The organism is Virgibacillus sp. Bac330, from assembly GCF_003667845.1.
Classification (GTDB): Bacteria; Bacillota; Bacilli; order Bacillales; family Amphibacillaceae; genus Virgibacillus; species Virgibacillus chiguensis.
Genome location: NZ_CP033048.1, coordinates 2271916 through 2285338 on the forward strand (window position 1 = coordinate 2271916; position 13423 = coordinate 2285338).

Sequence of the window (13423 nt, forward strand, 5' to 3'; positions counted from 1 at the left end):
TGCATTTTAGTAGCCGAATTATCATCAAGAAGCATTTCAGTACTTTCCGAAACAACTTAGAAGGAGGTTTATATTTATGAATGGTACAACTCACGCAGCAATCGGAACGGTAACTGGCTTTATAATTGCAAATAACTTACAAAGCCCTCCTACAGAAACAGCTTTACTTGTTAGTCTTGGGACCATTTCAGCATTAATTCCAGACTTAGATATTGATGGGAAATTACGAGGTAAGATTACCCTATCGCATAAACTGTTTCGAACAATTGCTCAGGTTATCGGTGTTTTACTTATTATTTACAGCTTTTATGAAGGAGTAGGTAGCAAGCAATGGATTGGAGCTGGGAGTGGATTTGCTTTGCTTTCCATCTCTATTCGCCTTAAACAAAAACATATGCTTACCATAACCGGATTAGGTGTTATTATTGGTGGAGTTGCATTGCAAGAACAGTGGCTGCTATTATTAGGAATTTATGTTATTATTGCTTCTTTCGTTGCACATAGAAGTTATACACATTCCATTGTCGGTCTTTTGTTTTTTGGATTTATTGCCTATTACTTAGATCAATCACTTCAAATCAAAGGAGTATATTATTCATGTCTCATTGGCTATATAACACATATCATTGCTGATAGTAAATTTTTACCCTTTAATAAACGTGGTGTGAAACTGTTCTTACCATTTTGGAATAAGGAGTTTTAACTCCTTCGCTTATACGTAAGACTAAAATAATGAAAGCTCCTAAAATCCAACTTATGGTATATTGAACTAATTTTTTGATAGAACGAAATGAAATTTGTTTAAAAAGAAGTAGGGGATACTCGTATCTTAAAAGTATCCCCATGGAACCATTTGTTTATAATAAGTTTTTAAAGTTGGCTACGACGTTTTCTACAGTAAATCCAAATTTATCAATCACTTGGTCTCCTGGTCCAGAAACGCCAAATGAATCAATGCTCATTACTGCACCATTACATCCTGTATATTCCTTCCAACCAACCTTAGAACCCATTTCAATGGATAAGCGTGTTTGTAAATGCGAAGGTAATACACTTTCTTTGTATTCTGGTGACTGTTTATCAAATAGATCCCAAGATGGCATACTGACAACATTCACATGGATATCTTCTTCAGCAAGCTTTGCCTGAGCCTTCAAAGCGAGGTGAACCTCTGATCCTGCAGCAATTAAAATTCCTTCTGCTGTTTTTTCAGCCTCCGATATAACATAAGCTCCTTTTGGAACACCTGTTACTGCCTTTTCCCCTGTCTGTCTTAAAGTTGGGACGGCTTGACGCCCCAGTACGAGAATGGTTGGACGATCCTTTTGTGTTACGGCAATTTTCCAAGCTTCTTTCGTTTCATTCGCATCTGAAGGTCTTAATACGGTAATATGAGGCATCGCTCGAAAAGAGGCTAAATGCTCAACCGGTTGGTGAGTTGGCCCATCTTGTCCAACCGCCACACTATCATGGGTAAACACAAAGGTTACCGGTTGCTCCATCAAAGCGGACAGTCGAATAGCTGGTCGTAAATAATCCGAAAATACAAAGAATGTACTGACAAATGGTCTTAAATAATGACGTGCCATTCCGTTTGCGATAGCACCCATAGCAAATTCTCGAACACCAAATGAAATATTTCTACCAGCATAATTTTGTGATGTTAAATCAGGAAATGATTGTAACCTTGTTTTCGTTGAAGCATTTAAATCTGCGGATCCCCCAACTAGTTCTGTAAAGTGCTCTGCTAAAGCTTGCTGCACTTGACTTGCGGAAGCACGTGTCGCAACTGCCTCTCCTTCTTTGTAAACAGGCAAATCATCTTCCCAGTTTTTTGGTAAATCACCAGCGATTAATCGCTTTAATTCAACAGCAAGCTCTGGATACGCTTCTTCATACTGCTTAAATAATTTATTCCATTGCTCCTCTTTTTTGCTTCCATTCTCTAAAATACTACGAAAATCTTCGTATACTTCTTCAGGTACATGGAAATCTTCTTCATAGTTCCATTTATAAAACGCTTTTGCACGTTTAATCTCTTCAACACCAATTGGATCACTGTGTGCATCACTTTTACCTTCAATAGTAGGAGCACCATAGCCGATTTTTGTTTTAATTTCGATAATTGTTGGGCGGTCTTCATCCGCTTTCGCTTCTTTAATTGCTTGTTCAATTGCTTCTATATCATTTCCATCTTCAATATAAAGGTATTGCCAATGGCAAGATTCAAACCGCTGTTTGATATCTTCTGAGAACGATAACGCTAGTTCACCATCTAAACTAATGTCATTAGAGTCATATAAAACAATTAAACGACCTAACTTTAAATGTCCTGCTAAAGATGCTGCTTCATAAGAAATACCTTCCATTAAGTCGCCATCACCACAAATGGTATATGTGTAATGGTCAACAATTGGATAGCCTTCCCGATTAAAAGTTTCAGCTAAATGCCTCTCAGCTAAAGCTAAACCAACAGTAGCTGGTATTCCTTGCCCAAGTGGTCCTGTAGTAATTTCCACTCCTGGCGTTACCCCAAATTCTGGATGTCCTGCTGTTTTACTACCTAATTGTCTGAAGTTTTTCAACTCATCTAAAGATAGATCGTAACCCGCTAGATGTAATAAGCAGTAATGTAGCATAGAACCGTGACCTGCCGATAAAACAAAGCGATCTCGATTGAACCATTCAGGGTTTTTAGGATTCATATTCATGATGCGTTTCCATAGGCTGTATGCCATTGGCGCTGCTCCCATTGGCATACCTGGATGACCATGTTGCGCACGTTCTACCGCATCAATCGTTAGGGTACGAATGGTATTGATAGATAAGTTTTCAATGTTGTTTCCTGATTTCGTCATAGATGACTCCTCCAGTTCATTTTTTCTTGTATTATTTTCCTATTTAAACGTTTTTTGTTGCTTCTTTTTTCTTACCAAAAGGAATAAGCATTAACCCTAGAATGACAATTAAGCTAATAACGATTGCAATTGGGCCTGCATAATTTGCTAATGTTCCAAAGAATATACCGGATACTCCAAAGTCAGCATCAGAGAAGGTTGTATTGGCAAAACCTAGCTCTCCTAGGACTGGAAGTAAAAATATTGGTAAAAACGAAATAATAATTCCGTTTACAAACGAACCGGCAACAGAACCTTTTATACCACCTGTTGCATTACCTAAAACACCAGCTGCTGCACCTGTGAAAAAGTGTGGCACAACACCAGGAAGAATAATGGTTGTACCTAAAACAAACATAATTCCCATACTGAATATCCCGCCAATAAAACTACTGAAAAAACCAATTAAAACAGCGTTCGGTGCATACGTATAAATAATCGGAACATCAAGAGCTGGTTTTGCATTTGGAACAATCTTCGTAGAAATCCCTTTAAATGCTGGAATAATCTCTGCTAGCACGAGACGAACACCTGATAGTATAATGAACACCCCAGCCGCAAAACTACCACCTTTCATCAAAGAAAACACGAGGTAGTTTGTACCATCACTAAGTTCCGCTTCAATAAATGTGGAGCCCGCAAAGAGCGCAACAATGATATACATAACAATCATGGTTAAAGCAATACTTACCGTACTATCGCGTAAAAATCCAAGTCCTTTTGGAAAATCAATATTCTCTGTGGAATGCTCTTTGCTTTTTTTGAATAATTTTCCAGTTAATCCGCTAATAGCATACCCTACCGCACTAAAATGTCCTAAAGCTACATTATCATTACCAGTAAGCTGTCGCATAAATGGTTGTAAAATAGCTGGAGATAGCGTCATAATAATACCTAACGCAACCGCACCTGCAGCGATTAATGGTATCGTATCAAACCCTGCTACAGCCATTATTACGGCAAGCATACAAGCCATATAGAGTGTGTGATGTCCAGTTAAGAAGATATATTTATATCTTGTAAATCTGGCAATGAGAACGTTAACAATCATTCCAAAAAACATAATGAGTGCTGTATTTGTCCCATATTCATTCAACGCCAATGCAACGATGGCCTCATTATTTGGTACTACTCCTGACACATTAAATGCTTCTTGGAACATAGCACCAAATGGAGAAAGGCCTTGTTCTAGTATTCCAGCTCCCGAAGCAATAACAATAAACCCAACGAATGTTTTAATAGCGCCTTTCATGATTTCTGACAAATTTTTTCTTTGCGCTAATAATCCAATTAGCGCAATGGCAGCAACTAAAATGGCTGGCTGACTTAAAATATCGACTAAGACACTTAAGAATTCATTCATGGTAGTCATCCTTTCCTCGTATTAAATTAGATTTTTTTCTTTTACTACTTTTGTTACCTTGTCCCTCAACTCATCCATATCTATAATATTATCTAACACGATTACTTCACCTAAATGGGCGCCTCCCTCAGCAATATCTTTTGCTAAAAAGAATACATCTGCGTCTCCAGGTGTTGCTGAACTTAAATCAGAATGCGACACTTCAACACCCGTGACACCTATCTCTTGTAAAATTTGTTGAATATTCATTTCCACCATAAAACTTGTTCCTAATCCTGACCCACATACTGCTAAAAATTTCATTTTTTCCATCTCCTTTTTATTTAATAATTTCCATGACCTCTTGCGCTGTTTGCGCTGCTTTTAAAGCTTGTAGTGTTCCGTTATCTGACAGCAACTTTGTTAAATGAGATAATGCTTTTAAGTGCGCCTCATTATCAACCGCTGCTAAACAAATAAAGACATCAATTTGATGGTCATCCTTTCCTAGCAATTTAACTGGTGTGTTTGTTCTTAAAAATGACATCCCTAAATGGACTACGCCTTCCTCTGGTCGTGCATGAGGAATAGCAATTCCTTTACCTATATGAATATAAGTTCCTACTTCTTCGACTTTTTTATTCATCGCCTCAATATATTCTGGTCTAATTTTATGAGCTGCAAGTAATGGTTGTGCAGCCATTTCTATCGCTTCTTTCCAGCTCAAAGGCTCATCTGTAAACTGAATCATTTCTTCGGTAAGTAATTCTGAAAGCATTGGTTTATACCCTCCTATATCGGTATGACTTAGATGTATGAGATCAACAAGGTCTGAAAATAACCGTTTCTCATCTTTAATTTCTGTATGTTTTGCTATAACTTCCATTATTTGATCCATCGAAAAATCGTAATTATTGAAAATAGGGAATTGATTCATTACGGATTCAATTAAATAATTTTTTTCTATTTTTGAAAGCAATGGTTTCACTGTAAATATCGGCTTGGGCGAATCCACATCTACTGTAGTAAAGATCAGATCATAACTAGACGTTGGAAGTAAGCTCACTTGTTCAGCTGTGTGCACTCTGGAAAAATGAATGTTTGGAAACATCTCCTTTAACTGTGCACGCAACATAATGGAAGAACTAACGCCGTTAGAACAAACAATTAATCCATGAATTTCTGTTTTATTCCTATTTCTATTTTTTTCAAGATAACCGCCAAAATGAAGCGTAAAATAACCTATTTCCTCATCACTAATTGGCTTTTTTGTCCAATCAGATAAAGGAGCGAGCGAGCGTTTGACAAATTGAAACAATTCCACATACTTTTGTTTAATTTGTGATGTTAAAGGGTTCACAAGCGGTATTTCAAATATAATTCGATAGAAAGCTGGAACGAGGTGGTTATACAAGCTTTTTTGTAAGAACGTTTTATTATCAATCGGAAGCAAGGTGTTTTTTTCAAATGCTTCAATGATTTGCATGGTCAGTCTGCTTAAATATGGATTTTCTTCTAATTTCACTTCCTGTAAGGCAATTAATAATTGCAAGGTCAAATAATATTGTTCTTCTAATTGATTATTTTTAAATAATCGTCGTGCCAACTCTTCTACCAGCCCAAACAAGCGTTGTGAACGCAATAACTGTTTCTCTTCTTGAGAAAACAATGGCTCGATGTTTGCAGTTCGGACTCTTATAAACGTCAAATGAAAAATAACTTCGGCTTTTCTATCCTTCACTAAATGAATTTGCTTTGCTTTTAACACATCATTTACCGTTAACTGCGTATTCACATAGTAGTCTTCCTGTTTCCACGATTTTAATACGAGTACTAACATCTCTTTTCCTAGTGACTTTGTGAGCAAGTAATTGATACAAAAGCTTGCTAACCTTCTTTTTTCCATTTCTGTACCAGTTAAGTGGTAGCCATCTTTCCTTGAATATTGAAGGATAACCCCTTTTTTTTGACACAACTTTTTTGCTTTTTTCACATCACTTAGCGCTGTATTCTTACTTACGTAAAGCAATTGCTGATAATGATAATTGGAAACAGGTTCTTTGCGAATAAACGTGTATAAATAGAGTAAATAAATACGTTCCTCTTCTGATAAAACAATGTGATGCATAGAAATATCCAAAGGAGCACCAGCTTGAAGTAAATCCTTCACTTTAGCATCAACGACAAATTGTTGATCATGCAGTTTAATTGGCTCTAACTTCATACTTTTTAAAGTGTTATTCACTTTTTCCAAATCATAGTTAAATTGCCGTTCTGAAACATCTAATTTTCGTATGAGTTGAGAAACAGTAATCTCATCATGCGTAATAATTTCTTCAAACAGTTTAAAAGACCTTTGATCAAACAACTTTGCCCCTCCTTTAACTTTATTGTAATGCGCTTACAATGTTGATTCAACAGTGTTTCAGCCCAAACTATGTAGCCTGTTGCTATGTTCTATTGTGCTCTTTTTATGAAATCTTATGAAAACTGTTGTCGCAGCAAGCTACACAGATTAATTATGTTCATTTTTGTATAAAGGCATCTTCACATAGAAGAGCGAAATCTATTCTTTTTTTCATAAAATCTTAAAAACGAAAACTGTAAACCTCCATCATATACTTTCCTCAAATGCAAATAGCCGAACAATTTTATTTTAACTGTTCGGCTATGACTATATGGAGTTACAGAGATCCGCTTTACTTAAAAATAAGTGATAGATCTATTTATTTTTGCTTACATTTATTTAAATGCTATACGTACGTTTTTTAATTGTAATCATTTCCTGAGCGAGCTTGTTTATCCTTTCTTGTACATCTTGGTCAATAATCTCATTATCATCATTAAAACAATCATTGTTAACAAAAACACTATAACGAGGTATGATTCCTTTCAAATAAGCAAGTATTGGCTTTAATTGATATTCGGATACGAGAAAGTGCTTATCCGATCCAGCAGTAGTTACAATTCCGGTAACTTTTGATTTGAAGGCGTCGATTGGAAAATGGTCGAGCAAATTTTTCAACGCGCCTGAAATAGATGCTTGATAGATAGGTGAACCAAAAACAATCATATCTGCTGCTAAAATCGTATTTACTACATACCATGTGTCTTTATTATAGTAGGCTAAAGGTGACCCCTTAACAAACTCTACATCATATTCTTTCAAGTCGATTAATTCGATTTCTATTTGTTTATCGACACGTTTGGCTACACGTAAAACGTCATGTACTACTTGCGACGTTTTTTCACCGACTAACGAGCCGGCTATTCCAACAAGTTTCACAGCTGTCCCCTCCTGCTTTATCTATGGATAGTTAATATAAGTTCAAGTTGAAAATAACATTATGAATAAACAGTTACAAGCTCAATCGAAATACGACTGGGACTATGCAACCGATGCTTACGTGCACACCTATCTAAAAATTCTAAACAATTATTTCAGTGATATAAGTGTAATAAGTATGCACAAAGAATAGCTTACCGTAGATATAATAGCAAATTTTTTGCTTCATTCTGCTTCATCAAAAGAGCCTCTCCTTCAAGGTTATTTTCCGATAAAGCGAAATAGATCACCAAGGATAATTTGATCCGAAGCATATAATTCATTTCTCGCCGTTTCTAAATAATCAGTACATGTATTTGATTTGACAACCTGTTGCTTGTGCTTATCATAACAACGACCATTTACATAAGCATATTTACCTGTGACGATGCTTCCATCACGAAACACAACAGGGGCTTCATTATCTCTCGTAAATAGATTGCGACTAAAATTTATTTGCTCCTTATCTCGTACACCCATTAATTCAGAAACAGTTGCATGAATATCAATCGTTCCTCCCACTGTTTCTATCTTTTTTCCTTCTTGTCCTGGTACATGGATAATTACTGGCACCTTTTGTAGCTCAAGGTGGCTCATTTCCGTATCCTCTTGCCCAAGTAATTCATAAACGCCAGCTTCATATTTTTGGGAAATACCATAATGATCTCCATAGATAACAAACACTGTATCTTCATACATGTCTTTTTCCTTTACTAATTCAAAAAAACGTTTTAATGCTTCATCCTCATACCGAACAGTTGTTACATATCGATTAACAACACCTACAGATGTATTCGCAGGTGAAATAGATTGATCCTCTTCTTCTAATAAAAATGGAAAATGATTCGTTAACGTAAGGAAACTTGCCATATAAGGTTCAGATAAATGAAGTAATTTTTCCATTGATTGTTCAAAAAAGGGAATATCTTTTAACCCATAATTAACCGAATTTTCTTCTGTCACATGATAATCTTTTTTCGAGAAAAATCTATCAAACCCTAACGATTGATACATATCGTCTCTATTCCAAAAAGAAGCATCATTTCCATGAAAAGCAGCAGCCGTATAGCCATTTGCTTCTCGCAAGATATGCGGTAAAGATTGAAATTCATTGTTCGGTCTGCGTACAAATACAGATCCACTTGGTAAAGGATATAAGCCAGTATTAATCATAAATTCAGCGTCGGATGTTTTTCCTTGCGCTGCTTGGTCGTATATATTGTTAAAATAAAAACTGTCTTGAATCAGCTCATTTAAAAATGGGGTTATTTCTTTGCCATTCACTTTTTGGTTAACCACAAAATTCTGTGTAGACTCTAAACTAATAAAAACAACATTCTTTCCTTCCGCTATTCCAAATTCCTGAAACGAATCCTTTTCTTCCTTACCTTGGATATACGATTGTACTTCTTTTACATCTGCCTCATCTGCAAAAGCTTTCATTACGGGAGATTTAACACCATTTGCTATATTTATCAGCTGATAATTATATAAACCTAATGACTTCACTAGTTCTTCACGATCGTAATCTGTTTGTAAAAGAAACGGATTTTGAATGAGCGCAATGGCCAAAGTAAAGACAAGCAACCCCACACCAGTAAAAGCATATCTTTTCTTATTAGGTACTACTGGATGGTTTTTCTTTCTGTTCATTTTAAAAATAACATACCCAATAACTGCAACATCCACAAATAACAACGTATCAAGCGGGGAAAAGAGTTCAACCGTGCTAGGTCCTAAACCTCCTACATTGTTCAATTGTAGTAAAACAGAAACGGTAACAAAATCAATATAAAACCGATAATATAGCACATTTGCATACAATAAGCCTAACAATAATAGATAAATGATAAATAGCATAAGTGGAGACAAACGTTTTCTCCACAAGAAACTAATCCCAAACATGATCATAATAATGCCAATCGGGTTGATAAAAACGACCATGATATCAAACCAAGAATAAAGCGGTAGTTGAAAAGTAGTAAAAGAAATAATGACTGATTTTAACCATAATAAGATAATCAGCGTCATCAATACATTTCTTTCGATCAACAGAGTTAATTTTCGCATGAATGAATCTCCTTCTCCCTAGCAAACTGTTGATATACCTCAACAATAATCTCTATGCCTTTCATGATATGCGAGGCTTGTTGTTGTCCCATAATAGCCACTTGAAACCAGTTATGGTTTAGTAAATAACTGCTTTCATAACTAACTTGAACCCCTTTTTGTTTTAACACATCACCAAACTGACGTGAACGAATTTCAGGAGGTAGACAAACCGTCACAATGCCCGGAGAATAATTTTCTCCAGTAAGCACTTGCATGCCGACGCTTTGAAAGGCATTGCTTATATCTCGAAATAGCTTTGTTTTATCTGGACAAAACTGCTGTAAAGCAGCTTGCATGGCAAACAAACTATTGGATGAATGCGTAAACGGAATACTACCGCTTGTTTGATACCTACCAAGGTCTAAATAACTAGGTATTGAATTTTGTGGAAAAAGCTTCTCGTGATGAAACACAATAGCTAATCCCGGGTATGAACCGATACCTTTTCCACTTACCGTGCTTGCTAAATAAACGGACTCTAAATGAAGCGGTAGAACACCAACCGTACTACAAGCATCTATACATAAACGGACACCATATTTGTTACATAGCTGCTTTAAATCTTCCAATGGATAAACATAGCCTGTTGATGTCTCGCAATGGACAGTCCATAGCCATTCTATTTCTGGATGCTCCACCAATGTTCGTTTTATTTCTTCTAAAGTAATCGGTGCACTCCACGACTTAGAAATGCTTTGGAAAGAAAGGCCAAATCTAACAGCTTGATCCATTAAACGTTCTCCAAATTCGCCATTTGACAGAATTAACCCTGCACCTGGAAGTGTTGTTAATTGAGCAGCGATCATATCATTTGCAAGTGTACCTGTCCCTACTGCAATTTCTACATAATTAGCATTGGTTACATCACATAATTGTTGCTGTACCTCTTCCATCACTTTATGTACATCCTTCGCACGATGAGATATTGCTTTATCGCTCCATGCTTTTTTTACAGCATCAGAAACCTCTACAGGACCTGGTAGAAAATTATAATTCTCTTGCCGTGCTTCTTTTCGCAACATTCGTTCAAATAATTTAGAGGCACGCTCAAAGTTTTTCTTCGTTAAATACATGGGTTGATACGGGGCTTCTTCTGTTCCAACTAATGGTCCAAACGCTTTAAACCCTAAATGCTTATAGAGCTTGGTTTGCCTTAATGTTCCAGAAATAACCGCCATATTAAACCCTTTTTCCAAACAATAGTCTACTAACGTTTCACAGAGACCATAAAAGATACGCCCTCCTCGATACTGCTTTTTTATAGCTAATAGACGTATTTCACAAGGGGTTGCAGATGCAGGTAAATAATCATCCACATTATCTAATTTCTGGTCAAGCGAAAAAGGTCTTTGATTATGAACCGAAATCATGCCAATTACTTCCTTGCCTCGTTTAGCAATAACATATGTATTCTTATCGTCAAAACGGTCTACTAATCTATGGTCGCTGTTCTTTTCATGCTGTGGAATCTCTTCAACAAACGTTTCATAGTTTAAACGATAGATTTGCTCTAACTCTTCTTCTAAGTCTGCTATCTTATAAATTACAAAGTATGATTCTTTCACCATTAGTCCCCATTTCTATGCATAATTACAACAACAGACAGCATTATAAAATAAACTACTGTCAACTCGATATTTCTAAAGAAAATGAACAAGTTTAACGGGATACTACTAAACCCAATCATCGCTATTAACGTAAGATTTTTATGAAGCTGATACCCTACCAAGATGATAAAACCACAAACAACTAAAGGGATAGGTGCTAACATAAGTGCTGTAGCTAAGTATACAACTACTCCCTTTCCTCCACGAAAACCTAGTTGTACTGGCCATAAATGACCTAGGAGAAGGGCAATAGCCATACACCCTAATATAATCGTATCCATTTCCCAAAAGCTGATAGCTATCCATAACGGAATAATTACCTTCCATGCATCTATGATTACTGTAACAATAAACGCAGAACGACTAAAGACCCTCCCCGCATTTCTAGCTCCAGCATTCGTACTACCTAATTCTCTAATATCTTGTTGATAAAATAGTTTACCAACATAATAAGCGCCATTTAAACAGCCAAATACATAGGCAACCAAAATCCAAATTACTTTTTCCAGTGGCTTCACCCCACATCGAACATATTCCGATTCTCTTTATATTCTAACATTATAATCCAAAAAATTTTAGCTTTCCAAAAATTATTCTCAAATAAAACCAGTATGAATTTACCATAAAGTGTTAGAAAAAATTGGCTTAGCCAAGTCATAATGGGGGAATGCTTCGTATTTTTTATGTGATAAACCAAAAAAACGTATGCTTTCCTTTAATGTAAAAAGAAAAGCACCCGTTAAGATGCGTTTCAATAACTATTCTTCTTGAAATGCTCCAATAAACGATATAACGGTGCCTACTGCTTGTATCCAACTTCCTACAACCCCAATTATACGCTGATCAGACTGATTGTTTTGAAGCGTTTGAATGCCGCTTATTGCTTGTAAAGAGTTACCAATACCTTGCAATAATGCTCCGATAGTATTTTCCCACACACCCTTTGTGTGATCAGCCCATTCATCACTAGCAACTAGAAAACTCCCCAATGCCTGCATCCACAGTCCTGTTATAAACCATTTTTCTTTTGTTATAGGATCAGAAGAACGATAAATCAACATTCCTACTATTACAGTTGAATTGCCCGTAGCTTGAATTTGGTACCCTAATTTTTCAAAAGAAGCCGTGGTTTCCCCATCAGCAGTGACGCCGCTTCCTAGAGCTTGTAATACATTACCTATTAATCGAAGTTGAAAACGTTGATCTTCACTTAAAGATAATTGGGGAGTGCTACCAATCGCCGCTTGTATCGTTCCAATTGCCGAAAGAAGAGATCCCGTTATTTCCTTTAGATTAGATGCCATTTGATACCCATTCCATCATTTTCTGAACTGAACTTTTACGTAATCAATAACTAGTGTATGACAGATATCGTATAAGTGATTCTGCTAAAAGTGATTTTCTGACTTTAAAGAGACAACGAAGATAGGGATAGCTGTCATTTTTAATACAGAATCTCTCTACAATTACGCTCCTGTAGCATGACAATGCTTATCCCCTCTCGTATATTATGTTTAGGCGTTATTTTTCCGCCTATTTTATTCTAACTAATTTATAAAAATTGTATCTGCTAGTGCTACCGTTACTTTCCACTGCAGGCGGACGCTTTCCTCAGGGCTGATTGAGCCTCTTCACTCGCAAAAAACGCTCGTTGCGGGGTCTCAAGTCTCATGCTTTTCCCGCTGGAGTCGCCGCCTTCCGTTCCAAGTAACTTGGTTTGGACAAACTCATGAATTAGTAAAGACCTAAGATAATATGTCAAATGTCTCGGACGTTCCGTGATGTTCCTAGATAATGGTCTTAGGATCATTTGGGACAATTCACGAAGCGAAGATCGCCAAATATGCAGGACTCTATTGGCGTAAACACCAATCTGGTCGCTTTACAGCTGACGACACATCGTTATCGCGTAATGGAAATCAGTATCTCCGTTATTACCTCGTTGAAGCCGCCAACTTGGTAAGAAGGCATGTTCCTGAACACAAAGAGTATTACGCGAAAAAGTTCGATGAAGTACCAAAGCATCAACACAAAAGAGCCCTCGTCTTAACTGCAAGAAAATTAGTGCGTTTGGTGGATGCGCTACTACGCAAAAACCAAATTTACACGCCACAAAGGAGCGTCAATACCTGAAGCATAA

Annotated in this window: 10 protein-coding genes and 1 pseudogene; 2 read left to right on the top strand and 9 right to left on the bottom strand. The window is 36.6% G+C overall.

What is annotated here, in order from left to right:
* Positions 1–76 precede the first annotated feature (76 nt).
* A complete protein-coding gene (locus D9780_RS10610) occupies positions 77–703 on the top strand; it encodes a metal-dependent hydrolase (RefSeq protein ID WP_116278980.1) in 627 nt (208 codons plus the stop codon).
* 154 nt (positions 704–857) lie between these two features.
* On the opposite strand, the gene tkt is transcribed toward D9780_RS10610, so the two are convergent.
* The 9 genes from tkt to D9780_RS10660 all read right to left on the bottom strand — a co-directional run bounded on the left by tkt (position 858) and on the right by D9780_RS10660 (position 12587).
* Entirely contained in the window at positions 858–2858 is a 2001-nt protein-coding gene (tkt, locus tag D9780_RS10615; protein WP_121640066.1) for a transketolase, read from the bottom strand.
* A gap of 43 nt (positions 2859–2901) precedes the next feature.
* Positions 2902–4260, bottom strand: a complete 1359-nt coding sequence (locus D9780_RS10620; protein ID WP_073007243.1) for a PTS ascorbate transporter subunit IIC — start codon at positions 4258–4260, stop codon at positions 2902–2904.
* A gap of 21 nt (positions 4261–4281) precedes the next feature.
* The gene (locus D9780_RS10625; protein WP_073007245.1) at positions 4282–4563 is read right to left on the bottom strand and encodes a PTS sugar transporter subunit IIB; all 282 of its coding nucleotides are present in this window, start codon (positions 4561–4563) and stop codon (positions 4282–4284) included.
* A 16-nt stretch (positions 4564–4579) separates the two neighbouring features.
* Positions 4580–6607 (bottom strand): BglG family transcription antiterminator, encoded by a 2028-nt coding sequence (locus tag D9780_RS10630; RefSeq protein WP_121640067.1) that lies wholly within the window; start codon positions 6605–6607, stop codon positions 4580–4582.
* 378 nt (positions 6608–6985) lie between these two features.
* Positions 6986–7525: an NADPH-dependent FMN reductase gene (locus D9780_RS10635; RefSeq protein WP_073007251.1), complete on the bottom strand. Its 540-nt coding sequence runs from the start codon at positions 7523–7525 to the stop codon at positions 6986–6988.
* Positions 7526–7786: 261 nt separating this feature from the next.
* Positions 7787–9634, bottom strand: a complete 1848-nt coding sequence (locus D9780_RS10640) for an LTA synthase family protein (protein WP_121640068.1) — start codon at positions 9632–9634, stop codon at positions 7787–7789.
* Positions 9622–11244, bottom strand: coding sequence for a GNAT family N-acetyltransferase (locus D9780_RS10645; RefSeq protein ID WP_121640069.1), 1623 nt, complete (start codon positions 11242–11244; stop codon positions 9622–9624). Before D9780_RS10645 ends, D9780_RS10640 begins: the two co-directional genes overlap by 13 nt.
* A complete protein-coding gene (locus D9780_RS10650) occupies positions 11244–11801 on the bottom strand; it encodes a glycerol-3-phosphate acyltransferase (protein WP_240458663.1) in 558 nt (185 codons plus the stop codon). Before D9780_RS10650 ends, D9780_RS10645 begins: the two co-directional genes overlap by 1 nt.
* A gap of 240 nt (positions 11802–12041) precedes the next feature.
* On the bottom strand, positions 12042–12587 hold the full coding sequence (locus tag D9780_RS10660) for a DUF6944 family repetitive protein (protein WP_121640070.1): 546 nt from the start codon (positions 12585–12587) through the stop codon (positions 12042–12044).
* Between the two features lie 520 nt (positions 12588–13107).
* Here D9780_RS10660 and D9780_RS10665 point away from each other — a divergent pair.
* Positions 13108–13416: pseudogene (locus tag D9780_RS10665) on the top strand (transposase); the annotation flags it as partial.
* Positions 13417–13423 lie beyond the last annotated feature (7 nt).

Coding starts and splice junctions, on each gene's coding strand:
- D9780_RS10610 (WP_116278980.1), top strand. CDS start 77: ATGAATGGTACAACTCACGCAGCAATCGGAACGGTAACTGGCTTTATA.
- tkt (WP_121640066.1), bottom strand. CDS start 2,858: ATGACGAAATCAGGAAACAACATTGAAAACTTATCTATCAATACCATT.
- D9780_RS10620 (WP_073007243.1), bottom strand. CDS start 4,260: ATGAATGAATTCTTAAGTGTCTTAGTCGATATTTTAAGTCAGCCAGCC.
- D9780_RS10625 (WP_073007245.1), bottom strand. CDS start 4,563: ATGAAATTTTTAGCAGTATGTGGGTCAGGATTAGGAACAAGTTTTATG.
- D9780_RS10640 (WP_121640068.1), bottom strand. CDS start 9,634: ATGCGAAAATTAACTCTGTTGATCGAAAGAAATGTATTGATGACGCTG.
- D9780_RS10645 (WP_121640069.1), bottom strand. CDS start 11,244: ATGGTGAAAGAATCATACTTTGTAATTTATAAGATAGCAGACTTAGAA.
- D9780_RS10660 (WP_121640070.1), bottom strand. CDS start 12,587: ATGGCATCTAATCTAAAGGAAATAACGGGATCTCTTCTTTCGGCAATT.